General features: G+C 37.5%; 22 protein-coding genes. 2 read left to right on the plus strand and 20 right to left on the minus strand.

Annotated elements, in window-relative coordinates:
* Positions 1–20 precede the first annotated feature (20 nt).
* From FEK29_RS01445 to FEK29_RS01480, 8 genes are all read right to left on the minus strand, one after another.
* Positions 21–998 (minus strand): UDP-glucuronic acid decarboxylase family protein, encoded by a 978-nt coding sequence (locus FEK29_RS01445; RefSeq protein ID WP_138256623.1) that lies wholly within the window; start codon positions 996–998, stop codon positions 21–23.
* Between the two features lie 9 nt (positions 999–1,007).
* Positions 1,008–2,375 carry a sugar transferase gene (locus FEK29_RS01450; protein ID WP_138256624.1) on the minus strand — a complete coding sequence of 456 codons (1,368 nt, stop codon included), beginning with the start codon at positions 2,373–2,375 and terminating at the stop codon, positions 1,008–1,010.
* A gap of 128 nt (positions 2,376–2,503) precedes the next feature.
* Positions 2,504–3,805 (minus strand): O-antigen ligase family protein, encoded by a 1,302-nt coding sequence (locus tag FEK29_RS01455; protein ID WP_138256625.1) that lies wholly within the window; start codon positions 3,803–3,805, stop codon positions 2,504–2,506.
* Between the two features lie 28 nt (positions 3,806–3,833).
* Complete coding sequence (locus tag FEK29_RS01460; RefSeq protein WP_138256626.1) at positions 3,834–4,697, minus strand: hypothetical protein; 864 nt, start codon at positions 4,695–4,697, stop codon at positions 3,834–3,836.
* Positions 4,698–4,702: 5 nt separating this feature from the next.
* Positions 4,703–5,785 (minus strand): EpsG family protein, encoded by a 1,083-nt coding sequence (locus tag FEK29_RS01465; RefSeq protein ID WP_138256627.1) that lies wholly within the window; start codon positions 5,783–5,785, stop codon positions 4,703–4,705.
* A 5-nt stretch (positions 5,786–5,790) separates the two neighbouring features.
* Positions 5,791–6,930 carry a hypothetical protein gene (locus FEK29_RS01470; RefSeq protein ID WP_138256628.1) on the minus strand — a complete coding sequence of 380 codons (1,140 nt, stop codon included), beginning with the start codon at positions 6,928–6,930 and terminating at the stop codon, positions 5,791–5,793.
* A complete protein-coding gene (locus FEK29_RS01475) occupies positions 6,927–8,249 on the minus strand; it encodes an MATE family efflux transporter (protein ID WP_138256629.1) in 1,323 nt (440 codons plus the stop codon). Before FEK29_RS01475 ends, FEK29_RS01470 begins: the two co-directional genes overlap by 4 nt.
* A gap of 30 nt (positions 8,250–8,279) precedes the next feature.
* Positions 8,280–10,628 carry an acyltransferase family protein gene (locus tag FEK29_RS01480; protein WP_138256630.1) on the minus strand — a complete coding sequence of 783 codons (2,349 nt, stop codon included), beginning with the start codon at positions 10,626–10,628 and terminating at the stop codon, positions 8,280–8,282.
* 166 nt (positions 10,629–10,794) lie between these two features.
* Here FEK29_RS01480 and FEK29_RS01485 point away from each other — a divergent pair, with 166 nt between their 5' ends.
* The gene (locus FEK29_RS01485) at positions 10,795–12,546 is read left to right on the plus strand and encodes a glycosyl hydrolase family 28-related protein (protein WP_138256631.1); all 1,752 of its coding nucleotides are present in this window, start codon (positions 10,795–10,797) and stop codon (positions 12,544–12,546) included.
* Here the strand turns inward: FEK29_RS01485 and FEK29_RS01490 are convergent.
* The 12 genes from FEK29_RS01490 to FEK29_RS01545 form a co-directional block, all read right to left on the minus strand.
* Entirely contained in the window at positions 12,543–13,487 is a 945-nt protein-coding gene (locus tag FEK29_RS01490) for a phosphoglycerate dehydrogenase (protein WP_138256632.1), read from the minus strand. The genes FEK29_RS01485 and FEK29_RS01490 overlap by 4 nt on opposite strands.
* Before the next feature lie 2 nt (positions 13,488–13,489).
* Entirely contained in the window at positions 13,490–14,146 is a 657-nt protein-coding gene (locus tag FEK29_RS01495; RefSeq protein ID WP_138256633.1) for an HAD family hydrolase, read from the minus strand.
* Between the two features lie 5 nt (positions 14,147–14,151).
* Positions 14,152–15,027: an NAD-dependent epimerase/dehydratase family protein gene (locus tag FEK29_RS01500; RefSeq protein ID WP_138256634.1), complete on the minus strand. Its 876-nt coding sequence runs from the start codon at positions 15,025–15,027 to the stop codon at positions 14,152–14,154.
* A 1-nt stretch (position 15,028) separates the two neighbouring features.
* Positions 15,029–15,814, minus strand: a complete 786-nt coding sequence (locus FEK29_RS01505; protein WP_138256635.1) for an HpcH/HpaI aldolase family protein — start codon at positions 15,812–15,814, stop codon at positions 15,029–15,031.
* Positions 15,792–16,259 carry a YhcH/YjgK/YiaL family protein gene (locus FEK29_RS01510; protein WP_138256636.1) on the minus strand — a complete coding sequence of 156 codons (468 nt, stop codon included), beginning with the start codon at positions 16,257–16,259 and terminating at the stop codon, positions 15,792–15,794. The genes FEK29_RS01505 and FEK29_RS01510 overlap by 23 nt, the downstream gene beginning before the upstream one ends.
* Positions 16,256–16,924, minus strand: coding sequence for an acylneuraminate cytidylyltransferase family protein (locus FEK29_RS01515; protein WP_138256637.1), 669 nt, complete (start codon positions 16,922–16,924; stop codon positions 16,256–16,258). Before FEK29_RS01515 ends, FEK29_RS01510 begins: the two co-directional genes overlap by 4 nt.
* 324 nt (positions 16,925–17,248) lie before the next feature.
* On the minus strand, positions 17,249–18,109 hold the full coding sequence (rfbA, locus tag FEK29_RS01520; RefSeq protein WP_138256638.1) for a glucose-1-phosphate thymidylyltransferase RfbA: 861 nt from the start codon (positions 18,107–18,109) through the stop codon (positions 17,249–17,251).
* A 9-nt stretch (positions 18,110–18,118) separates the two neighbouring features.
* On the minus strand, positions 18,119–19,189 hold the full coding sequence (gene rfbB / locus FEK29_RS01525) for a dTDP-glucose 4,6-dehydratase (protein ID WP_138256639.1): 1,071 nt from the start codon (positions 19,187–19,189) through the stop codon (positions 18,119–18,121).
* A 1-nt stretch (position 19,190) separates the two neighbouring features.
* Positions 19,191–20,171, minus strand: a complete 981-nt coding sequence (locus FEK29_RS01530; protein WP_240042632.1) for a hypothetical protein — start codon at positions 20,169–20,171, stop codon at positions 19,191–19,193.
* A 19-nt stretch (positions 20,172–20,190) separates the two neighbouring features.
* Complete coding sequence (locus FEK29_RS01535) at positions 20,191–21,870, minus strand: DUF6909 family protein (RefSeq protein ID WP_138256641.1); 1,680 nt, start codon at positions 21,868–21,870, stop codon at positions 20,191–20,193.
* A gap of 54 nt (positions 21,871–21,924) precedes the next feature.
* Positions 21,925–23,421, minus strand: a complete 1,497-nt coding sequence (locus FEK29_RS01540; RefSeq protein WP_138256642.1) for a GH3 auxin-responsive promoter family protein — start codon at positions 23,419–23,421, stop codon at positions 21,925–21,927.
* A gap of 5 nt (positions 23,422–23,426) precedes the next feature.
* Positions 23,427–24,296: a M23 family metallopeptidase gene (locus FEK29_RS01545; RefSeq protein ID WP_138256643.1), complete on the minus strand. Its 870-nt coding sequence runs from the start codon at positions 24,294–24,296 to the stop codon at positions 23,427–23,429.
* A gap of 188 nt (positions 24,297–24,484) precedes the next feature.
* On the opposite strand from FEK29_RS01545, the gene tatA reads away from it, so the two are divergent.
* Positions 24,485–24,670 carry a twin-arginine translocase TatA/TatE family subunit gene (gene tatA, locus FEK29_RS01550; protein ID WP_138256644.1) on the plus strand — a complete coding sequence of 62 codons (186 nt, stop codon included), beginning with the start codon at positions 24,485–24,487 and terminating at the stop codon, positions 24,668–24,670.
* Positions 24,671–24,822: the final 152 nt, after the last annotated feature.

Raw genomic sequence — 24,822 nt, forward strand, 5'->3', positions numbered from 1 at the left:
AGCTTTGATGCGTAAATAAACTATTTGGAAGAAAAATCCCGATGCTCCTTTTTCTGCAACTCCTTAGGAGAAAGGGATTTAAAATAATCATATACGATTTTTAGGCCTTCAGACCGACTTACCTTAGGCTCCCAGCCCAAAATCTCCTTTGCTTTTGTGATATCCGGCTGGCGTTGGGTGGGGTCATCCTTTGGAAGTGGTTTATAAATAATCTTCTGATTTGTTCCCGTCAGGGCAATAATTTCCTCAGCAAACTCCTTAATGGTTGTTTCGTGTGGATTCCCAATATTCACAGGGTCCGGATAATCGCTGAATAACAATCGGTATATTCCTTCAACCTGATCATCGATATAACAGAAGGACCGAGTTTGCGAACCATCACCAAATACGGTCAAATCTTCCCCTCGCAAGGCCTGACCCATAAATGCCGGTACCACCCTACCATCATTCAACCGCATTCTGGAACCGTAGGTATTAAAAATACGGACAATCCTTGTTTCCAATCCGTGGTGTCTGTGGTAAGCCATGGTAATGGACTCCATGAAGCGCTTGGCCTCATCGTAAACTCCCCTAGGGCCTACCGGACTCACATTGCCATTGTATTCCTCGGTCTGTGGATGCACCAATGGATCCCCGTACACCTCCGAAGTGGAAGCCACCAATATTCTTGCCCCTTTCTCCTTGGCAAGGCCCAATAGGTTCAGCGTACCCAACGAACCTACCTTTAAGGTTTTGATAGGGATTTTAAGATAGTCGATAGGACTGGCGGGCGAGGCAAAATGCAAAATATAATCCAATTTGCCCGAAACATGCACGAACTTGGTAACATCATGGTGATGGAACTCAAAATTCTCCAATGGAAATAAGTGCTTTATGTTATCCAGATCTCCCGTAATCAAGTTATCCATGCCAATGACATGAAAACCTTCATTAATAAATCTGTCACATAAATGTGAACCAAGAAATCCGGCCGCGCCCGTTATTAGGATTTTATTCATTGAAAGCTATTAAATACCTCTTGAAAACAATACTGTAGTAATCGTTTTAAAAATTATCCTGATGTCCAGAGTTATTGACTTGTTTTTAATATAATACATGTCGTATTCTAGTTTTCTTATTGAATCTTCCAAATTTTCTCCATACTTGTATTTTACTTGGGCCCAACCAGTAATACCAGGCTTTATGAGGTGCCTAGCACTATAAAATGGCGTAATCTCATTGAGTTTATCAACAAAAATTTTACGCTCAGGCCTAGGGCCTATTAATTGCATGTCACCCTTTATAATAGAAATTAGTTGTGGTAATTCGTCTATCCTGAACATTCTTAAAATCTTTCCGAAAGGAGTAATTCTTGCATCATTTTTGGCAGCCATCTTAGCACCGGTAGATTCGGCATCTACCACCATAGACCGAAACTTGAATATACTGAATTCCTTTCCGTATTGGCCTACTCTCTTTTGTGTGTAGAATAAAGGTCCCCGATTAAAAAAGAGATTAAGTACAAATACAATAGGAAGAAAGAATATGAAAATTGCTCCTACTACGAGTATAAATAGCCAATTCACTATAAAGGTGAACAGGGCTTCAAGGTATCTTATCTTACCGTTTTTCAATTGAAGTAACTCATAAAAGCTATCATTATGTGATTTTAAGGGTAGCGCTTCGTAAATATTCTCATAGAAGGTTGTAAATGATAGCACTTCCTTACCTTTTAATATAGCCTCAATCAACATTTTTTCAAACCTCGGTGATAGCTGATCATAGCTAGGAATATTAAGAATAAAAGAGTCTATCTTGTCCATGGCATCCATAAACTTCTTTCTTTCTAAAATAGTTACGTTGTCTATGGAATAGGTAAGCCTGGTTTTATAATAGCTTTCCATTCCGTCACCATCTATCTGATCTATGTATTTCTGATGGTCATCATCGATTTCTTTATCAAATACGTACATGACATTCCTAATAGCGGGAATTACCTTGAATAAATTCCCAAAGAAATACCTCCACAAAAATATTTCCAAAGGGGTGAGGAATAGAAATATTATCAAGGGAATCCTCCAAAAGCTCGCATCAAAAAAAAGAACGGTCCCTATAAATATTGTTAAGACAAAAGAGCCTACTATGAAAAAAGATTGGGATAGAATCAATCTTGTCTTGAAGGGCCGTTCAAGATTATAGAAGTTCAACACATAGGACAACAAGAAGAAAAACAGAGTGCCCGAAATGTAAAAAATGATCCTGAATAAAATATTTTCTACCTTGACATCAAGGGCATCGTTCATGAAAACGTTCAATGCCGAGCCAATAATAAAAAGATCCCCTAAAACAAGTATAGTTTTCCTTTCCTTGGTATTAAATATAAGTGGCTTTGGCATGGTTGTACGTTACTTTCTAGTCTTTGTCCCCTTATTTGGTAACCTGCTCAAAGTTAAGTCTATTTTTATAACTTTTAAATGGTTTCCAAACAGGTAATCCAAGTGTGTTAAAATCGAAAAAAGCCTCTTTAGTTTTTTGAATTGGAAATGCATACAGGCTTTTCCTTCCTGAACAAAAAAAGACTGTTGAAGAAAAAGAAAAAAACGATTCCAAGTTGCCTATTAAGAATATTTTCCGTGAGCATACATAATAAAACAAAAACGAGAAACATAAGGTAAAAACCGTCCGTACCTGACAAAGCATATTTTATAAAATACCATAAGAAAATTATAACCCCCAAAAAACCCAAAATTCCAAACTTGATCAAAAAATCCAAAAATTGATTGTGTGTATTGGTATTTCGTTTTGCCAAATACTCCTGTCCGTCCATCAAATATTGATTGTTCAGTTCATTCTGAATATCCCCGGTCCCCACCCCAAACAAAAAATTGTTTTTGAATAACTCTGCTGAAGACTTCCAAATATATATTCTATTGGTCTTGGACCAAGTCTCAAAGGAGTAGCTTGTGCCATATTGTTCATAATCCAATGTCCTGTCCATTTCTTCTCCTTTGTAGAACCTGTAATAGTTGTCCACATCCTGTAGGATGCCATTGGGCACTTTTAGCAGAAAGAGAGCCACTATCAATAAGCTTGAGAACACCAGTGCCACATACTTGATCCGCCCGCTTTTAATTCGATACAAATTGTACAATACTCCGGTCAAAATTGCGAAAACACAGGCCACTAAAGGCATTTTGGCCCCTAATGACACAACCATCAAAAAATAAATCAATAGAAGAATGAACCACCCTGTGCGCCTTTTGAAACTTGGTGCCTTGCTTAGGAAATAAAAGGAGGCAAGCACGCAAAAACCCAAATACAAGGTGAAATATGAAGGATGAAGTGCTTCGGTCAAAGCAATTTGGTTGAACTGAATAAGGACTTCTTTCCAATAATCCAATATATAAACCAATTCCCAATCTATAAATTGGGCCAAGAAAAATAAGTATCGTAACATACATGACCCCATAAAGATGAACAATACTCTACGAATTCCAATTTTTAATCCCGCTAGGGTCAATGAAAAAACCACTGGAAAAACCAAGGATGAGGATATCCGTTCCATATACTTCCATCCGGTAATATTATCATCGGTATTAAGTAGCCAGATCAAAGAAATCCAGAAAAGTGCACTTGCCGCTAAAAATTTCCCGATATTAAAGTTGACTTTTGTCTTTAACCAAAAAAGATTGAAAAACAACAGTAAGGCTAAGAGAATAATAGATACAGTATTCCATTTTTCGCTCCAAGGCAGTATGCCTATACAAAGTCCTAAAGCAAGACTATATATATCTATTTTCTTTATATGACCCAGATAGTTGACCATTTAAGACCTTTGTGGTGTTTTAAATGTTTTATTGTTCCAGTCCTATACTGAATAGTGCCTTGCTTTCAATATTTTCCAAACTGACAAAACTTATTTTGTCAATATTTTTTGGAAGTGTTAAGGAAGCAAAACATGGCATTTTTTCAGGACAATATGTTCTGATTTTGCTTACACTTTTCCTGTCCACTATGTTTTCAACAGCCCTGTCAAACTTATAGAACCTAAATTCAAAATTACCCTCTAAAAAACTTGGATTCAAGTTACTCAAATAGAGTATGTCTTTGTTGGAGCTTATGAAACAGTTTACTTTTGTCTCGCTGTCCACATGCCGAATGAAGGAGTTTTCGCTTAATAATCTTTCCATGAATCCGGAACCTGAATTTTCAACCTTTGGGCTTTTTATTCCATTCAGCTTTATACTACTATTCGAACTATTTAAATTAACTATTTCATCTACCTCCCACGTTCTTTTATTTCCAATATATTGGCCCGTTACCACCCTATTAATTTTGCCATATACGGAAAGGTCTTTTAAAATATAGAAATAAGCCGAATCCACATTTTGAATATCGCCTTCCCCTATGGCGATATTCAAAAAACCATATTTATATCTGCTCTCTGGCAGAGCCAGCGAGTCCTCTGGGTATAGATGAAGAAATAACTCGCCATTATCCTCAAAAACCTCTTTTTTCCAAAAACTATAAACGAGTTGTTGAGATGATGGTAAATAGTCCAACTTGGTTCTCTTCATTTCGCTCTTATATAGTTGTTTCCCGTTTTCGATTAAGAAATCGTTTATGAATTTATTTTTTGAATCCATCCTCCGTTGGCAACCAATGAAGAATCCAAATACCAATACAAGAAATACTATTTGTGAAATCTTTATTCTCATCTTATTTACACCGAAAAGTATTTACCTATATTAAAGAGAATGGATTCGTGGTTGAATACATAAACGGAGTACGCCAGACTTAATACAACACAAATTACTGTCGCTATGGCTCTATTTTTTTTGGAACTGAATCTTTGGATTACCCCAACCGTTAATATCGGCACAAAAATGTCAGTATACAGGATTAACCTTGAGAACATCCCGTCAAACCGAAAGAGCAATAATGCGGCCAATGAAAAGGAAAAAAAAAGTGTATATGCTTTTTCATAATTCCCTTTCCTATTCCGTAAGAATAAAAATAAAATATTAAAAAGTACTAAAAGGCCAAGTTTTATAATAGAATTTGAAGAGGCCCTTTCAAAAGTGGAATAAAACTCCAGTTTTGTAATTACAAATTGTGGCAAGGGAAACAACTTCAAGAGATGAACAAAAATGGAAAAATAGCCAGCCAAAACCCCAATAATCAAAATAACTGCCCTAATATTAGTTTTAAAATTCAAAAAACCTGTCAGAAAAGAAAACACACTTCCTTTATGGCTAAAAAATGCCATAATCTTAAAAAGGTTTGTTCGAATACCGGGCAGCACGCAAAGACTTAAAAGAAGCAGGGAAGAAGATAATCCCTGTCTAATTACATTTCCCTGAATCAAGTAAAAGGAGGAACTATTCAGCATAAAGAAGAGTGCCAAAAACATCATAGCCCTGGTATCCTTAAAAAAATAAAAATAGGCCAAAAACGTAAGTCCTATGCTCAATACGAGCTGAAATGTAATGTAATCTTCCTTGGAAAAGCCCATCAAATGTGATAAGGGCATCAATGCAAAAAAGAGGAAATCTCCCTTCCATGCCGTTTTAGAGATAAAAATATCAGCAAAAACGACATTATATTTATAAAAATCCATGTAAAGAGGCAAATCTATATTTGCTCCGTAATCCCTATTTATGAAGATCGCCAAAACACAGAGTAAAATTAAAAGAAGCGAAATGGCTTTTAAGGAGGTTGAGCGCTTAAGCTTAGAAAAAAGCAAAAAAACCAATAGGCACAATAACGAAATAGATTGTAATACTATAGGTTTATATATTTCCATAGAAACTATTTAACTCTTTCGGTCAGCTTGTTCCCAATTATGGAAAATGGATGCTCCTCCATATTCTTAAAGTAATATGAGATGTTTGAAGTCCTTTCGCTTTTATTATTTTCAAGAATTGCACGGGACAAGTCCTCCATAGAGGTAAAAACATGATCCACGGTATTCCTAAAATAATGGGGTATTTCTTCTCCATTAACCTCCAACAGGTATACTTTGCTGTCCTCATTGATGGCCAATGCCAATAAGGAGGAATAGTGTCCTACATAAAATCCAGTAATGGGAAAATCATAGGTTAAAACACCTTTATTGCGCACCACCGTTTCGAAAATAGTCCTATCGGACCTTGGGTGCAACTTTATTATCAATCTGTCTTTCACTGCATTGGAAAGTTTGTCTATAATTCCCTTATAGACAGATTTTTCCATACGCCCGTCCTCCACAAAAGTTTGGGCGATATAGCAGATTTTTTCCGGTTGTTTTGTTTGATTTTTTCCTTTTATGAAGGTATGGAAATCAGGGTTTCCAACAGTGGTAAAACTGTCAAGGGCCACATAATAGTGATTCTTAATAAACCACTCCTTCCAATAATCGCCCCACACAAAAACATGGTCTGATAACAAGGGGCTTATCTTGTTTCTCTTATTGTTCTCAATATATTCATTGATTTTAAAAGACTTTGTGAAGTCCTTATTGAACAAATACAGAAAAATGGAAAATCTTCCTTTGACCAAAAAACTAAAAAGATATCGCAAATAGGTCATTTTTCTGTTGATTGCCGAGAAGTATCCCAGAAAGCTTCGCTCTAGAAATTCAGCATACATACCATGTTGCAACTGATACGTACAAACTCCTATTTTCTTGAATTTATAGGTCCAATAAAGGTCGGTTATCCTATAACTATAGTTGAAAAAAAAGGTGTTGGTATTATCCTTACCCTTATTCTCCCTGTAAACATTTTTAACTGGTGAAAGGCTGATTCTTGAATCCTGTGATATTTGAATCTTTTCGCTTTTGGTAAACGTATCATATACCAATATAACTTCCTTGGCTATGGAATTATGAACCAGGTATTCCGCTAATGGAATAACATATCTGTTGAAATTGGAATAATGGACTTCATATATAAATGCCTTGTCCTTCATAATATCTTTTTTCTCCTCAACAATGTTACAAGAATAATTACATCTATCAAAGCCTTGGTAATGAATGCCACGAAATGATAATCTATCAAATAAAAAGCGCCCAAAAACAAAACTATTATTAAATACAAAAGGGTTGAGCTCATTAACCAGACACTGACCTGCTTAATTTCACCTATTGCCTGTAATGGCCTTATCAGCAATATGGTATAGTTTACAAGTAATGTCCCAATAAGTAAACGGAAACCATTGGATTCAATGAAATTTGAATAACTAGATTTCAGCCACCAAAGCAAAATTGTATCCAAAAAGAAATATGAAACCAAGGCAATTACAAAAAATAACAACCCTACCCCAATTAACTGTAACTTTAAGTTCGCTGTGACCCTACGTAAATTATTTTCTTGATACCAGACAGAAATTGCCGAAAAATAAACCAGTGAAATGGTCCCCGTTACTATCGCAACCCTATTGAAAAGGTCCAGTAAGGTAACATGGTCAGAAATCGTACGGGTATCAAAAAATAAGGGGTAATAAAACCTGTCAAAAAAAAGGACTATGGCTGAGGTTGCAAAAAAAATACTGAACCAGATGGTCTCTTTAAGAAAGCCTAGCTCAAACCTAAATAGACCTTTGGCCATTTCCCAGTTTACCGGGGATATCATTTTAAACGAGAGTTTGCCTTCATAACTTTTGGCCCTTACAAAATAGAGTAGATACAAAATGACATATATGAAAAGCAAGGTGGTGGAAATACCTGTAAGAGAAACATCAAACAAAGAAATGTATAAGAAAGGCACTAGGAACAACATCGCAGCAGTGATGGCCCTTGCTATCGCCAAAAAATAAAAATCACTGAACGACTCCAACAAGGATTTATAGGGTATAATAAGAAAGGACAGAAAAAATACACAGAGTACGATACTATAAAAAACGTAATCCTGGTCAGTTCTCAAAATACTAAAGCTTTCAGAAATGTAGGAGGCATACAAAACAGCTTGAAGCAGTATGAAAAAGGCAAGTCCAAGAAGGTATGAAAAGGACACGCATTCTCTAAGTTCCGCCTGAATTCTATAGTTTTGTTTCAACCCAATTATCTTTGAAACCCGTCTATTCAATGTAGGGCCTATACCAAAAGAAAAATAATTGGACAAAAATACAAGACTTATTCCAGTTGAATACTTCGCCCAAAAGTCCTTACCCATGTTTTCAATCAAATAGGGAGTAAGTATTAATGCGGCCGCAATTGGAACTACCTGAAAACCTATGTTGAAGAGTGCCTTTTTGAATACTTTTTTCGAAGAATAGGCGACATTGGACATCAGATTCTACCTTTTAAAATTTTGGTTTTTTTAGGGAATATCAAAAGTCTTGTCAAAAAACCTATCCCCTTTAGGTTTAAAATGACCCAAATGTATGCTTTTGATTTTGTAATCCGGTAATTTGTTTTTTCCATAGAAAAATGTATCCTTTTCAATAAAGGAAATTATTGCCTCTCCTTTTGCATCTAGATTATCAAACTTGTGTCTTTTTCGATGCTCCGGAAGCATATTAATATCTTCAGGATAAACATGGACAAAAAACATGCTTCCAAAATCCTGTTCACTATACTCTTTATTTATTTGATATGTCCTATCGGCAAGGTCAATTTTTATAGTGTAACCCTGCTCTTGATGGTATATTTCATTATTGTTTTCTTCCCTGACCCAATCATATTCCAATAACTCTTCATTGAACATGAGAGGGGGTTGTTTCCAATCTTCTTCAAAGATGTTATCGTATTTAAAATCGAATTCACGGCCTAGCTCATAGCCAAATTGCCTAGTTATATGATGCTTGTCAAAAAGGGCAAAGGTGTCATTCAGCCAAAGCTTGCAAGTGCTGTCATAACACATAAGCGGTTTAAAATCTACCCACCTAACCGAATCCCCATAATCTTCAAATAAAGTTGAAGTGTACTCCAGGGTGGGTATGTCTCCAAATAACTTATTTAAATTGTCACCGTCGTTTGCGGATTTTCCAAACAATATATTTTGATATATGTTTTTTCTTGCTTCGTTTTCGGAGGCCATTTCAATACCGGGAACATAAAAAATAGGTTGTACTCCATGAGCAAGAGCCTCTTCTAAAATCCATTTTTCCCATTTCATTTTGGTACCGTTTAGTTTGATATTATCCAATTTAACCCAAATAACTACAAAACGTTTGCCTTTTAGTAAAGCTTGATAGCGTCTCTTGGCATCCTCAAAAGCATAAACGAAACCCGTGTTTTCGTGCATTACATGACCAATAAGTCCCTTGTCTTTTAATTGATTATTTATAAAGTTCTTAAATGCATGAAAATGGGAATTCGCTAGAACCAACACCTCTGCATCTGAAATCGTTAAATCTCTTTCTAATTGCCTCCTTCTCATATTATAATCTCCTAATAGATATTCTACTCCAGCATGTTTCGCCCGCACTTCCTTTGTCATTGGGTTGTCGACTTTAAGGTGTGGCGTAATTTTGGAACTAAATTGATAGGTGGTGGCATCAATTTCAGATTTAGGATAGAAAGTATCCGGATGCAGTTCTTGATATTTATACAACCCCACAGCTAGGAGTAAAGGCACCAATACCCAGGAAACTAAAGAGGCGGAAAAATTAAAAACCAATCGGTACCTAAATACGTTTTCAATATATTTCCAACTGAGATATGAGAGTGGAATCATGATAACGCACAAGAGCAAAAGCTTTGTCAATAGGCTAAAATGATTGACATCATATCCAATTTCAACAAGAGTAGCAATAATTATCCAATGCCATAGATAAAGACTGTAAGATATTTTGCCTATAAAACGCATAGCAGGATATTCCAAGAATTGCTTTCCCCAAGAAGTTGCGTTTTCTTCCTTTCCCAAAAAAATAATTAAAATTGTTAACAAGGAAATCCAAAAGGCATTTAGACCGGGCCAAAGGCTGGTGCCATCAAAAACGTATGAAAAGAGAAGCATGCCACCTAATGAAATGATATATAGAAGTCCAAGTCCTTTTTTGGAATTTATGACCGGCAGCCCCTTGTGATAAAACACCGCCAGCATTGAACCTGTGAATATTTCAAAAAAACGGGTATGCAATAGATAATAGTTGCTTTTACTTTGTTCCGTGAACCGCACAAAATACACACTTACAGCTATGGATAGTATGTAAATAAGAACGATTACCCCATTCCGATACTTTTGGTTTCTAATTTTCCACAACAAGAAAAACAATAAGGGAACAAAAAGATAAAATTGTTCCTCAACTCCCAGGGACCAAGTATGAAGCAGTTGATATCGCTCTGAAACAGCATCAAAATATCCAGAATTAAGATTTGCCGCGGCATAATTTCCCAAACCTATGGAAGCATATGGTAAAAACTCCAAATAGTTCTTTAGAGGCTGAGGAAGCAACACCAAAAGATTGAATACGGTCAACAAAACCAAAATGACAATGAGAACGGGGGCAATCCTTTTTACTCTGTTCAAATAGAACTTTTTAAACGAAAATTTATTCTCATTGAGCTTTTGAGTGATATTATAGGTTATTAGAAAGCCAGAAATCACGAAGAAAACATCCACCCCTAAAAATCCCCCCTTAAAAAGTCCCATTCCAAGATGACAAAAAATGACGACTAAAACAGCTATGGCCCTTAGACCATCGATATCCTTTCTATAATTCATTAAATATTAATTGAAATTTTATGTTCTTTATGGAAAGTAGCCCTAGATATGAAGTGGTTAGCATTTTGTGAGCAAAGGTAGAGAAAACCTTACAGGCTTCCTTTGATGCCTTTATTTATTTTAATCCTAATTTTCGTACTTTCCCCGTTTTTAAAATGAATTTTATATGGCAATAATGTCTGGTAAGTTTGGTAAATATGGTGTTATAATCCTGTTATCGGTAATCGTAGGTTTTTTATTGGCGCTTTTTGTTTTTCGGTACGAAAGTCTAAAAAGAGTCCTAGGTCTAAGCAGCATCCCTTATGAAAAGATAAACAGCACGTCACAGGAGCACAAAGACCTTATTAGGCCCGCATTATTTAATATTGAAGACTTTGGGGCCTCCTTGGAGTCTGATGACAACTCAAATGCGCTCCAGGCTGCTATAGATGCCGCCATTGTCACCAGTACGGAATTAAGGACTGATGATAAATGGGATATCTATGTTGGCAAAGTCTATATTCCTGCGGGACATTGGAGATTTGAGCGGGGTATATCCTCCGATATAGGCGTGGAAATTATTGGGGACGGCGTAGGAAAAACCTATTTAGACTTTACAGGAAGTGGGACATTCATGGATTTTGGGTCTGAAAATGAAAAATTCGACCTAAAGATCAAAGATCTTTTCATCAATCAATTTCATTCAGAGGCTACTGCTATCCATTTAAATCAGGTAAATCGAAATAGCGGTATTTCAAACATAATTATTGAGGGTGGAGGAATAGGGTTAAGTCTTCTTAATTGCTATACCCCAAGTTTTGACTCCTTCTTTATTTACAATGCCTCTAAATTTGGAATCTTGGGCAGGAATGCCACAAACACGGACTTCAGAAATTTTAAGGTCGAGAACTGTAAGGTGGGCGCCAAGTTTACCAATAGCGATATAAATTCATCTACGGGGTTGAAATTTTTTGGTGGAGTCATCCAGGGGTGCTATGACGAAGGGCTTATCTTGGAAGACCTGACCAATTTTACCTCCTTTTCCACTTTTCTAGAGGGAAATGGAAGAAATGAGGACAAGCCACAAATAAAAATAACTAGTGACTTAAATGAAAAGTTCGACAATGATATTATCGCCTTCTACAGTCCCTTTATCACGGGAGGGCATAGTGCACATAAAGATCAAAATGCAGTAGAAGTTGAAAACACTTATACCTTCATTTTCAACGAAAGCTTTATTCGTGCGAACGACAGAATACTTACTGGTATAAAAGTTGGAAAAAATGTTATCAATGCGGAGATTTTAAATTCCAAATATAGTGGGGTCAAACAAAATTTCATTGTTGAAGATCCGGCCACCAACTTGGTGCTGGACCCTAAGTTAAGGGAAGGTAGAGGTTATGGCAGGCAATTTTTAGGATTGGGTTCAGAAAGTGGAAAAGCCAACAATAGGCATTACATGGAAAGTTACCAAGGCATATTTGGCAACCTTAAAGAGGGGAAAATTGGTATTGGAACATTTAACGGAAAGCCCAGTATTCAAGGTTTTGGTAACGGGAGTTCCTACAGTATGACAACAAATCCAAAAATTGGAGACCACATTTCAGCTCCTAATGGTATTACGGAAATCTCAGGAATAAAATTTGGAACAACTATAACCTCATCGAATGTAAAAACTGACAAAAAATCCAGGAATATTATTGTAAATACTAATGATGGTAAACGTTTGGTTGCAATAAGCCCTTCGGAGGAAGAAATTAGAAGAGAACTGCTGATCAAAAATTCCGGTACCACTGGAAATTTATTGGAGATAAATTCCAGTACCTCTAACATTGAAAATAAAAAAGTCCTGAATTTGAAGGATGGTGAAACGGTTACCCTTCTTTATGACGGGGCGCAATGGCAAATCATATCAAAATATACTCCAACAGGAAACTAATCCTTTCCTGAATCGATTAATTTCATCAGGTTTTGAACGGCCATTGTTCCCTGCCTTTCCACGCTTTGAAAGGTTCTGGACCCTACGTGAGGAGTTATTATTACATTTTCGGCCCCTTTTAAAATCTCGTTGTCCAACATAGGTTCGTGTGCCAATACATCAGTGAGGTATCCTCTCAATTTGCCTTCTTTTAAGCCCTTTAGAATCGCCTTTGAATCTACCAACATTCCTCTAGAGGTATTAATCAATATCGGTTTTCTTTTAAATTTGTTCTGAACGACTTCTTCGCTAATAAGGTGTTCCGATTGTGGGGTATGCGGCAAATGAAGACTGATGATATCCGCATTTTTATAAATTTCGTTGATATCCTTTTCAAAGGAGATGTACGGATTTTGATCTAAAAACTCCTGATTTCTATAAAGATCGCATGCCACGACTTTCATTCCCAAGGCATTCGCCTTTTTCGAGAGTTCCTTGCCAATGGCGCCCAGACCTACTATCCCTATGGTCTTGCCCTGGATTTCATGACCAACCCAACGCTTCCAGCTACCTGTATTGGTAGAATTATATTGTAAATGCACATTTTTCTCGAATGTAAAAAGGAGTGCCAATACATGCTCCGACACGGAAACTTGATTCACACCGGGACAATTGGTAACCGGAATACCATATTTCTTTGCCGCTTCCAAATCTATTCGGTCAAGTCCAACCCCATACTTTGAAATATATTTTAGGTTTCCCTCCACCCCTTTTTTAATGACAGCCTCGGTATACTCATCGTCCCCACATATCACGGCATCGTAATTACCTATGATGGGCAACAATTGCCCTTCTGAAATAGGTCCACGCAGGGTGTCCAAATCATAACCTTGTTCTTTCAATAGTTCCTGATGCTTTCCAGGAGTATCCTGAAATGATGTGGAGGTAAGCAGTACTTTCATTCTTACAACAAATTTTTATCTACCAAAAGTTGTTCCAATTCCCTAAAGTTACTAAAACGAGGCCCGTTATAATCCTTGAACATGCCTTCGTTTTCTTCATTGTCCCTCAGAGCAAAGTGAAGCTTGGAATATTGGGCCGCATCCAAATCCGTAGTTGCATCGCCCAAGAAAAGGGTCTCTTCTCTGTTTAGCCCGTGTTTTTTAATTAAATATTCCGTCCAATGTCTTTTGTTTTCTGGAGACCCATGCAATCCTTCAAAAAAATGTAACATATTCCTTCTTGATGCGATAATTTCGATTTCATTTGAAGGAGTGCCTGTAATTACCCAAAAGCTTAATTTTTGGTAGTATTTCTCCAAAAACCAAATAGAATCCTGAACCGGTTTGGACATGACCACCTTTTCCAAAACCAAACTTGAGAATTTTTGGGCCATTTTATGGACATCTTCTTCACTAAGTTCTTTTCCGAAAAAGGTCTTTTCCCAATACTTGAACTTTTCAAACCTGGAAATACCACCATGATGTATATGATAATCGACTACCATGTTGGCAATATCCTCACCGTGCGGCAAATACATTTCCTTAAAAGCTTCTGTTTTGGCACCAACTGACTCTGCAAGTACTCCATCAAAATCAAAAAAAATATTCTTAAGCGCCATTTTCCCTATTCATTGTGAACCGCCCTTATACATTCCAATAGGCCCTGGCCCATGTCAATGTGAGGATTGGCAGTAAGCTTTTTACTAACACTGGGTTCAAAGGAGTACGGAGTAAATTTGTAGTGATTTTGATAGCCGGAGTCGTTACAATTCACCTCTACTTGGTTATTTAGAATTTCATTGATCATTTGAAAAAGTTCCAAACGCTTCATGCGTTCCGTTCCAGTAAGAATTACATGTAGGTTTGAAAAGGAATCGGATTCAATAACGTCCACTGATAGTTTAGCGGCATCAGCTGCATGAATGTATTCCCTTATTTCATTACCGTCTCCATGGTGGTCTATGCGTTTTTCCTTAACTGCCTTTTTGACCAAATTGTATATATAATTATTATCATACGGCCTCTCCGAATACACGGAACCGTAACGTAATATGACAAAAGGCAAATTGTATTTCTTATGGTATTCCTCAATTATTTTTTCCGATGCCAATTTACTAACTCCATAGAATGACCCCTTATTGCTCATGGCATAAGCACTACTTGCATAAATAAATCTGCCTACTTTCTGTTTAACACACTCCTCCAATATGTACATGTTTCCAAGTACATTAAGATTCATTGTTTTGATTGGGTGCTTTATGGCATTGTCTAGATTGGCAAAACCGGCCAAGTTGTAAACAATATCGAATTGCTGCCCTTTAAAAATACTGGAAACTTGGTTCCGGTCTGAAATATCACAGTAATGATGCGTAACCTGATCAATTAATTCTTCATTTTCAGCAATATCCGCGACCGTAACACTATACTGTCTCCTTAAAAGTTCTTTGACCAAGTAGTGACCAAGAAACCCAAACCCGCCAAAAACAAGAATTTCTTTCATTCTATAATTTATCCCTTAATAAATCCATTTGTTCCCTAGCCTTGTCGCCAAGAAAAAAGAAATCAAGACTAAAGGCAAGAAAGTTATATTGCATCTTTATTTTATCCATTACCTTTTTATAATCGGATTCGATAACATGGAAACCAAGACTCCGCGATTTTTCCAAGGTTATCTTGTCTATTCTGGCAAGGACCTCTTTGACGTCATCATCGTAGAACATTCCAGGTTTACCCATAGACGCAGACAAATCATATGGCCCAACAATTATCCCATCTATTCCTTCAACATCTAGAATTTCTGAAAGATTATTAACACCCTCAATATGTTCTATTTGAGCTATTACTACAGCTTCCTCTTGTACCCACTTATTGTATTCATTAAAAGCAAGTCCATAATGCTGTGCCCTTGAAAGCCCTACTCCACGAGACCCCAAGGGTGGGTATTTTACCCAAGAAACTGCTTGTCTTGCCTCTTCAGCATTTTTTACCATAGGCACAATTACCCCATTTGCACCCGCATCCATAACCCGTTTAATAATAACCTCCTCATTCTTGCTTACCCTAACCAAAGCTTCCATTTTATTAGCCTGGACATGGGCGACTAAATTTTGTAATGTGGAGATGTCAATAGCAGAATGTTCTATGTCTATGGTAAGCCATTCAAAACCCGCAGATGACATGATTTCCACTATGGAAGGGTGTGGTATGGTAAGCCATGAACCAAATGAAACCTGCCTTTTTTTAAGTTTTTCCTTTAAATTACTCTTAGTGTGTAAAAAGTTCTTCATCTACTTTAAATACGATTTTCTTTATAGTTTCAACCTTATCTTCCACCGCATATTGGCATGCATGGATGTCTTTCGGGAAAAAGACAGCCATTTTTCCAGGCACTAAGTCAAACTCAGTAAAAGACTGTTTTTCAATGGAATAAAACTGACAGTCGTTTTCCTCCTTATAGGGTACCGTTACTTTAACGGCATCTTCATCAAAGACTTTGATACGCTCCTTGCCCATTAGTATTATCTGAACATCCACTTCCCTCTTATGCGATTCTATAACGGATGGGCTCACATGCGTGTCATAACTCATGACTTTGTAATAGATTTGGTTGTTTAGTCTATATTCCCCATTACCCGTACTTGTTGATATTTTTGGTAATTCTTGGAAAATCTCATTAAAAACTTCGGATTTTCCAAAATAATACCTCCAGTCCTCAATGTTTCCAAAAATCATCTAAGTGTTTTATATAAGGTTTCTGCCATGATAAAATCATGTAGTTCATCAATATCAATTGCCTCTATCTTATCAATTTCGAACATAATAGGGGATTTACCAATACGCTTCCCTCCTGCATTTTCAAAAGATTCCTTTGAAAAAATATACATATTGGAATTTTCTTCATATATAGGCGGCAAATCTTGTGTTCTAATTAACTCCACTGGGTCGTGGTTCAATGGTGTTCCATCAGAACCATAAAGCCTTGTTTGTATCCTTGTGACGGAAAAAATAGAATCGAATCCATCTTTCCTTCTCATCATAGTCTCGATGGCATCATCAATTGTCTCAGTCTTTAATAATGGGTTGGTACTGTGAGTCTGTAGGTAATAATCAGCATCTACCTTATTAATATCATACTCAATTATCTTGTTCATCGAAACCATATCTCCAATAAGCTCTTCTGGCCTATCCAGCACCAATACTTTGTTCGAATAATTGTATTCAATATCCTTTTTGATATCCTCACTGTCCGTATTTATCACAACTTGCTCAATATAATTGGAAGCTAATAAGCTATTAAGTATTTTGTGGTATAATGGAGCTCCGCTAAAATTTTTGAGGTTTTTGTTGGGAACCCTTTCAGAGTTTCCTTTCATTGGCAATAATGCGACTACTTTCATTTCTTATTAGTATTAGCTTTGTTCAAAAATACTATTATTCTTTATTTCATAGGCTTATCTTATCAACATCTTGGCCCTTTTAATATCCATATTAAAATTTGGGGATTCATAAAGTTCTTAATCATATTGTTTTATGTATGATGAAAATTAAAATAGTTGAGGGTTTCAGAAATGAAATATCAATTACAAGGATTACCTATTATAAACACTTAAACGACTTATTTTTGATACTATGGTGACTTAAATTCCTATGCTTTATTACCAAAATCCATGAAAATCTTGCGAAAACATTGAAAATACACTTTGTAGTATTTTTTTAATACATTATGGTATCAAACTCATTAAATATTGACCGTATCCGCTTTTAAGCAGAGGTATTGCTAATTTTTTCAATTGTTCCGCACTAATAAAACCTTGTTTATAAGCTTCCTCCTCGATACACCCTATTTTTAAACCCTGTCTATTTTCAATCACCTGAACAAACTGTGAAGCCTGCATTAAAGATGTAAAGGTCCCGGTGTCCAACCATGCCGTGCCTCGGTCCATGACAATCACATGTAACCTCCCTTTTTTTAGATATTCCTTATTTATATCTGTAATCTCCAACTCCCCCCTATTGCTTGGTGTAACACTTTTAGCAATTTTAACAACCTCATTATCATAAAAATAAATTCCAGGAACCGCATAATTTGATTTAGGTTTGTTTGGCTTTTCCTCAATACTTATAGCTTTTCCTTCTATGTCGAATTCGATTACCCCGTATCGTTCTGGATCGCCCACCTGATACGCGAAAATAATACCTCCTTCGGGATTGTTATTTGCTTTGAGAAGAGTTGATAATCCTGTGCCATAAAAAATATTGTCTCCCAAAATAAGCGCTACCTTTTCATTCCCTATAAAATCAGCCCCTAATATGAATGCCTCGGCTATTCCATTGGGTTTCTCTTGAACTGCATATTTAAAAGAACAACCAAGATTAGAACCGTTACCCAACAAGTTTTGGAGCAGGTGTAAATCTTTATGGGTCGTAATAATCAGTATTTCCCTAATACCAGAACTGATCAAGGTTGAAAGAGGATAATAAATCATGGGTTTGTTGTACACAGGCATCAATTGCTTGCTAACGGACAAAGTCAAAGGATAAAGTCTTGTACCTGAACCACCTGCTAAAATAATTCCTTTCATTGCAACTTTCTATTGCTTATAGCGCATTTTGTAGTAATCTTGGTATTCTCCAGAGTTTACATGATTAAGCCAATCATCATTTGCCAAATACCAATCTATAGTCATTTCTAGTCCTTCTTCCAATGTTACGGAGGATTTCCAGCCCAATTTTTTATTGATTTTTGTTGCATCAATTGCATATCTCAAATCATGCCCCGGCCTATCCTTTACAAAAGTTATTAATTTTTCAGACTCCCCTTCATTTCTAAAAAGTCTTTTGTCCATCAAACTGCAAAGCAATTTTACCAAATCTATATTTTGCCGTTCATTAAAACCTCCAATGTTGTAAGATTCTTTATTTATTCCCTTGTGGTATACCAGGTCAATAGCGTTTGCATGGTCTTCTACGAAAAGCCAATCCCTTGTGTTTTTTCCATTTCCGTAGACTGGCAAAGGTTTGTTTTGGATAATGTTATTAATAAAAAGTGGTATCAGTTTTTCGGGAAATTGATAAGGTCCGTAATTATTGGAACAATTTGAAATTACATATGGCAGCCCATAGGTTTCCCCATATGATCTTACAAAATGATCAGAACTTGCTTTAGAAGCCGAGTAGGGAGAATTAGGTTTATATGAGGTTTTTTCAGAGAAAAATCCAGTATCACCTAATGATCCGTATACTTCATCAGTGCTGATATGATAAAATCGTTTTCTTTCATAATTTTTTTTCCAATTCTGTATGGACGCATTCAAAAGATTTACGGTCCCAAGAACATTTGTTTTTACAAATTCCAATGGTTCTTCTATAGACCTATCCACATGAGATTCTGCCGCAAGGTGAATAACCCCGTCAAAATTCCAATTTGAGAAAAGGTCATTAATAAAGTACCCATCAGCTATATCTCCCTTGATAAATCTATAATTGGGATAGTTTTCAACATCCTTTAGGTTTTCAAGATTGCCTGCATACGTTAACTTATCCAAATTGACAATCAGGTAGCCAGGATAAGCCATAACCATTTTTCTTACAACGTGGGAACCAATAAAACCTGCCCCCCCCGTAATTAAAACAGTGTGATTTTGTCCATGGCTTATAGGCATTTCATAAAATTAAGGTTTTTGATTTCTGGTTCAGGTAAACTAAGAATGAAACAAAAAGGAAGACAACGATCAGAATTGAAGGAATGAGGACAAGATTTTTTCCGAAAAAAGATTTTTGAACCTCATGGGATTTTCCAAAATTGATAATACTTATAGGTTCCGTCTGCTCTGCCAATTCCAACTTTTTTATTTCAATATCCCTTATTAGAAGATTCTTGTATTCAAAAAGATCGGCAATATTTACTTGTTCCTGATTGTCCAAAATTATGCGTTCACTGGAAACAGCATTGTTCCTGGAGGCTAAGTTGTTGGTATAATTTGTAATGATTTTATCAACCTGGTCCAACAAAAGTTCATTCTGCTCTATCCTTCCTCTAGCATTATTTCTGGATATCGTAAGAACCTCATCAAAATACGTGCTGGAATTTATATATTCCATCACTTTTTTTGCAAATTGAACCCCTAACTCTTCGTTTTTGTAATAAAAGGTTATACGATGGTTAAACGAACTTTTATTTTCCAGTTCTGCCCTAACGATATCAGCAATGGCGTCGGTATTTTCAAAACTTTGCAATAGTTCAAGATATTGCATGTCCCTATCAGAAGCACCCTCTTCAATAACCCTATTCACGGTAATTTCCAATCCTGCAAAATCAACTTCTTCGATTCCTATTGACTCAAAAAAACTGCTATCCTTTGCATCTATATTTGCTTGTATTTCATCAATGACATCATATAGATAATTTTTACTTTCCAACTGTGGTTTTACGATAACATCGGTTTTCTGCCTTTTGGATACTATTTGGTTCAGTCCATATCCAACCGCAAAACCTACAGCAGCTAAACCAATCAGTATAAAAATATTTCTTTTTAAATAGACAAATACCCGTAGAATTAATTTAAATAAAGAATCAAACCCTTTTCCTATAAGCTGGAATAACTGCCCCAAGTCGATTTCATCGGAACTGTCCTGATTTTTCATTGATTGATTTTCCGCCATGTTATGTGTTGAATATTTGCTTTAAAATACGATCTGTAATCAAATAGGTAGGCTTAACACCGGTCGTTCCCAATCCACCCGAAGCCAAAGTACTTCCTGTCTCCAAAGGATTGTCCGAAGCATAATAGGCATAGCGCACCTTTACATCTTCCCGTATGCTCTTTCTAATTTTCGAGGCCGATTGTATCGCCTTTTGATAATGTACCCCTTCCATTTCCAATCCTATAACGTTCCACGTGGACTCATGAAAAAACTTCAGGATGTCCTTGTTCTGGAGCGAAGTCCCTAAAACGGTTACCATGGCCCCTTCAAACACTTTTAGACCGTTCCCCTTAAAGTCCTCGCTGCACAATTCATTGTTAAAAGGATAATTGTCCGCCGTTCCTTCAAAAATATGTGCAGAAGGTATCATGATATCTCCCTTGCCCCCTTCCAAAATTCCGGCCTTACCCATTATAGAGACGGAAACCACATTCAAAAAAACTTCTTTCTCATTCATTTCATAAGGTTTCAGAAACTCATCTATGGTTTCAAAAGCCTGTTCTCCAAAGGCATAGTCCATCACAAATATAACAGGTTTTTCTTCTTCACCTGTACTTGGAAAATTATAGCAACAGACGTTCTTATTGAACATCCCCGTATCAAATATTTGAACGTCAATATTGGTGCCCGATGAATCCGCAATGGATATCATGCCATTGGCCTCTGCAAATTCACGTACCTTCAAGCGTAAGGCCTCGTTACCCGAAGCGCTCAAGGCTTCATAAATTTCCAGTTTGCTGGCATTGGGAAACTCCTCTTTAAGGGCGTTGGTCGCGAAGAAGGAGTTCATGACACTATGCATGTTGGCGGAGATAATATGTATCGGCCTTTCCAAGAGACCATGTTCTTCTAGGATTCCTTTAATGTGGTTGGCCCATCGTTCCCCATGGATGTGATGTCCCAATCGCTCCCTCAGTAGCGCGCTAAAGGTTATGGAACGCTTCTCTCCCGTAAGTTCCTCCTCTATGGCCAATTTTCCCAACCAATATATTATACGCAAAAATCGCTCTGGGTCGGTTTCAGTTGACAATTTATTGTAAACATGCAATACTTCTCCAAAGGACCTTCCCAAAATATTGGCCGTATGTATCAGGGCAATCTCCTTTTCAGATTGTTCCAACGCTTCCTTTTTAAGAAAGGCTTCCAGTTTTGTCCAATCCCTGATGGTCTTATTGGATTCCGGTATCAGGACCTTCTTGCATATTTTTTCGGACTCAATGAACAAAAAAGTTAAATGGGTAAGAATGTCATAGATATCCGATCTGCCCCGGGTAATCTCAACATTCATCTGCTCATCGTCTATTCGGTAGCAGTTTCGTCTTCTTTTTGGGGGGATTATTGGGTCTATGTGCGAAATTCCATATCCTTCGTCTGAAGTCAAGTTGATGAACCTACATTGTTCAATTCCTTCGGGAAGTCTTTCCAGAACGTACAGAAGACCGTTGAGTTCCGCCTTTTCCTCCCCTAGTGTTCCATATATTTCTGGACGAATGAGTAAAAGGGCATTTTTTAAGGCTTCGCCCGAAACACCGGTCGGTTTATAAAAGCCCCTGTTAAAAAGGTGGCGCATGGTGATGTACATGCGCTCAATGGCATTGGTGGATTCCTGTGCCCTGGTTGTTGTGACTGTTTTGCCCATAAGAGATTTCCCGCAAAACTACAATTATTATTTGGTATTGATATCGCCGTATTTTCAGGCGATGAATTCCTTCAATTTATCGGCTACGCTTCGGTCGTTCGCCAAACGCTGCACCTTGTTCTGACCTCCCAGTTTCCCCATGGACTTCATGTATTCCTTGAACCCATTTTTCTTGATTGGCGTTATTTTTAAAGGCTGAAGGACCTTCCCTTCTATCAGATCGAAATAATAGCTGTTCTGTTGCTGTAAGGATTCGTCCAGAATTCTCTTGAAGGTATTTATGTCCGAAGGTTCCTTTTCAAATTCCACGAACCATTCATGATAGGGTAGTTCTTCGTTCTCTGGGGTAATTTGGGGCGCAACAGTAAACTCGTTCATTTTGGCATCCGTAGCATTCATTGCCTTTTGCATCGCTTCCTCAACCTCCTTAGCGATAACATGTTCCCCAAAGGCCGAAATAAAATGCTTGACCCTTCCGGAAACAATGACCTTGTATGGCCTCAATGAAACAAACCGAACGGTATCTCCAAGGTTGTATGCCCAAAGCCCTGCATTGGTGGATATAATCATTACATAATCCACATCTTTTTCAACTTGTTCTATGGTCAATCGTTTGCCCTCCTCTTTATGGAAATCATCAACCCTGATAAACTCGTAGAATATCCCGGAATCCAGGAGCAACAACATGCCCTTATCTTTTTGGGATTCCTGATAGGCAAAAAAACCTTCACTGGCCGGAAACAATTCTATACTGGCCACCTTCCTGCCAATGAGCTCCTCAAACTTTTTTCTATAGGGTTCGTAGTTGACCCCGCCATAAATAAAGAGTTCAAAATTGGGAAACAGGTCTCCAATATTCCGATTGGTTTTTTCCTTCAGTTTCTCGAAATACATTTGTACCCAGGAAGGAATACCCGCAATTACGGTCATATCCTCGTCCTTTGTTTCCTCAACTATGGTATTCACTTTGGTCTCCCAATCCTCGATGCAGTTGGTCTCCCAGCTTGGTAATCGGTTTTTCTGAAGATAATTGGGTACATAATGCGCGGAAATCCCGGAAAGCCTGCCTAATTTGATACCGTTCTTTTCGGTAAGCTCCGGGCTTCCCTGTAAGAAAATCATTTTTCCGTCCACAAAATCGGCCCTGCCCGTTTCATCGATATAACTGAGAATGGCATTTCTGGATGCCTCTACTTGGTGCTTTATGGATTCTTTGGTGATGGGTATGTATTTAGCGCCAGAAGTGGTTCCCGAAGTCTTCGCAAAATAAAGCGGTTTCCCGGACCACAAAATGTCCGGCTCTCCATCCACAACCCCATGTACATAGGATTTTAGTTCTTCATAGTCCCTAACGGGCACCCTTTGAACAAAGTCCTGATGCGTGCTGATACTATTAAAATCATGGTCCTGCCCAAATTTTGTGCCTGCCCCTTTGGCTACCAGTTCCTTAAAGACCCTTTGCTGGGTTTTGTGCGGATTTTGGACCCATTTTTGGGTCTTGGCCACAATTCTTTTGGCGAAAATCTTGGCGGCAAAGGCTTTTAAGGACATGATAACTAATTAAAGTCGATAAAATTCTGGGGGTCAACAGGATTTCCGTCATCCCAAAGCTCAAAATGCAAATGTGGGCCCGTGGTCAATTCACCCGTATTCCCAACAGATGCGATCACCTCACCCCCGCGCACTACCGTTCCTTGGAATTTGGCCAGCGATCCATTGTGCTTATAAACGCTCAAAAGACCATCCTGGTGTTCCAGGATTATAACATAACCCGTATCCGCCGTCCATTCCGAAAATATAACGGTGCCATTGGCCACGGCCTTTACAGGGGTATCAATGGGTGCGACAATATCCACGGCGTAATGCTTACTTTCCAAATCATATCCCATGGAGACTGTTCCTGTAACAGGAGGAAAAAGGACTAGATTTTTCCTATTGGTGTCCCTTTCAAATAGATTGTATTTGTCCTCAAGGGCAACTTCAGCCCTTAAAAGGGAATCCTCCTTAATGGGCGAAAGGTCTACGGATGCGGGGTCCAGCTTATATTGTTCGTACAAGGAATCCCTGTTGATTTCATTGTTCTCAATATCGCCCTTCAAAACCATACGGATATTATCTAAATACCTATTGGTATAATTAAGGGTTCTTACAAGGGAGTCCGTCTTATAGGTAAGCTCTGTGGCCTGTCTTTTTAGGGCGGTGGAGGAGTATCCTGGTATATATTCCCTTAAAGGGGTAAATGCAATGAGGAGGATGGTAAGGCCAATAAGGGCAATCATGAAGATGGATGCCGTTACAAAAACGTTCAATCGGCTCAACTTGAAAGATATTTTTTCCTCAAAAGTACTTTCGTTCAGTATTACCAAACGGTACTTGTGGAGCAGCTTGCGCTTTATTTCCTTTCTTCTTTTTACTTTTTTGGCCATCTGAACAAAGATAAACTTAGAAATGTAAACTAGTACGTTAAACCTAAAAATAAGCAACGCCTAAAGTCGCTATGCAATTTCCGTAAGATTATTTGATACTGATTTCAACCTTTCATTGCTTAACGTTAATATTCTAGTTAGGTAAACTAGTTTTTACTACATTTGTTATCCATTAAAGACTTTGTATTATGACAGTAGCGAATATATTCTTGGCAATAGGCCCATGGCAGATAGCAATAGTTGTTTTGGTAGTTCTTTTGCTTTTCGGTGGTAAAAAAATTCCCGAGCTTATGCGTGGCCTTGGCAGCGGAATCAAGGAATTTAAGGATGCTTCCAAAGAGGACGAGTCCCCTGAAAAAGAAAAAAAGGAATAAACATACATTCGAATACACTGAAAGGGCGTTATCCAATTGCGGTTAACGCCCTTTTTTTGTTGGATCTTTAATCATTAAATATGTTGTTGAAACTTCTTTGGACCCACGCATTTATTTAGGCTACACGACAAAAAACACCCCTTTCACAACAA

Origin of the sequence: Maribacter aurantiacus, assembly GCF_005780245.1 — a bacterium.
Taxonomy (GTDB): domain Bacteria; phylum Bacteroidota; class Bacteroidia; order Flavobacteriales; family Flavobacteriaceae; genus Maribacter; species Maribacter flavus.

Coding starts and splice junctions, on each gene's coding strand:
- FEK29_RS01505 (WP_138256635.1), bottom strand. CDS start 15,814: ATGAAGAACTTTTTACACACTAAGAGTAATTTAAAGGAAAAACTTAAA.
- FEK29_RS01495 (WP_138256633.1), bottom strand. CDS start 14,146: ATGGCGCTTAAGAATATTTTTTTTGATTTTGATGGAGTACTTGCAGAG.
- FEK29_RS01465 (WP_138256627.1), bottom strand. CDS start 5,785: ATGGAAATATATAAACCTATAGTATTACAATCTATTTCGTTATTGTGC.
- FEK29_RS01540 (WP_138256642.1), bottom strand. CDS start 23,421: ATGTCCTTAAAAGCCTTTGCCGCCAAGATTTTCGCCAAAAGAATTGTG.
- FEK29_RS01545 (WP_138256643.1), bottom strand. CDS start 24,296: ATGGCCAAAAAAGTAAAAAGAAGAAAGGAAATAAAGCGCAAGCTGCTC.
- FEK29_RS01485 (WP_138256631.1), top strand. CDS start 10,795: ATGGCAATAATGTCTGGTAAGTTTGGTAAATATGGTGTTATAATCCTG.
- FEK29_RS01470 (WP_138256628.1), bottom strand. CDS start 6,930: ATGAAGGACAAGGCATTTATATATGAAGTCCATTATTCCAATTTCAAC.
- tatA (WP_138256644.1), top strand. CDS start 24,485: ATGACAGTAGCGAATATATTCTTGGCAATAGGCCCATGGCAGATAGCA.
- rfbA (WP_138256638.1), bottom strand. CDS start 18,109: ATGAAAGGAATTATTTTAGCAGGTGGTTCAGGTACAAGACTTTATCCT.
- FEK29_RS01490 (WP_138256632.1), bottom strand. CDS start 13,487: ATGAAAGTACTGCTTACCTCCACATCATTTCAGGATACTCCTGGAAAG.
- FEK29_RS01500 (WP_138256634.1), bottom strand. CDS start 15,027: ATGAAAGAAATTCTTGTTTTTGGCGGGTTTGGGTTTCTTGGTCACTAC.
- FEK29_RS01455 (WP_138256625.1), bottom strand. CDS start 3,805: ATGGTCAACTATCTGGGTCATATAAAGAAAATAGATATATATAGTCTT.
- FEK29_RS01515 (WP_138256637.1), bottom strand. CDS start 16,924: ATGAAAGTAGTCGCATTATTGCCAATGAAAGGAAACTCTGAAAGGGTT.
- FEK29_RS01530 (WP_240042632.1), bottom strand. CDS start 20,171: ATGAAAAATCAGGACAGTTCCGATGAAATCGACTTGGGGCAGTTATTC.
- FEK29_RS01480 (WP_138256630.1), bottom strand. CDS start 10,628: ATGAATTATAGAAAGGATATCGATGGTCTAAGGGCCATAGCTGTTTTA.
- FEK29_RS01510 (WP_138256636.1), bottom strand. CDS start 16,259: ATGATTTTTGGAAACATTGAGGACTGGAGGTATTATTTTGGAAAATCC.
- FEK29_RS01475 (WP_138256629.1), bottom strand. CDS start 8,249: ATGTCCAATGTCGCCTATTCTTCGAAAAAAGTATTCAAAAAGGCACTC.
- FEK29_RS01445 (WP_138256623.1), bottom strand. CDS start 998: ATGAATAAAATCCTAATAACGGGCGCGGCCGGATTTCTTGGTTCACAT.
- rfbB (WP_138256639.1), bottom strand. CDS start 19,189: ATGCCTATAAGCCATGGACAAAATCACACTGTTTTAATTACGGGGGGG.
- FEK29_RS01460 (WP_138256626.1), bottom strand. CDS start 4,697: ATGAGAATAAAGATTTCACAAATAGTATTTCTTGTATTGGTATTTGGA.
- FEK29_RS01450 (WP_138256624.1), bottom strand. CDS start 2,375: ATGCCAAAGCCACTTATATTTAATACCAAGGAAAGGAAAACTATACTT.
- FEK29_RS01535 (WP_138256641.1), bottom strand. CDS start 21,870: ATGGGCAAAACAGTCACAACAACCAGGGCACAGGAATCCACCAATGCC.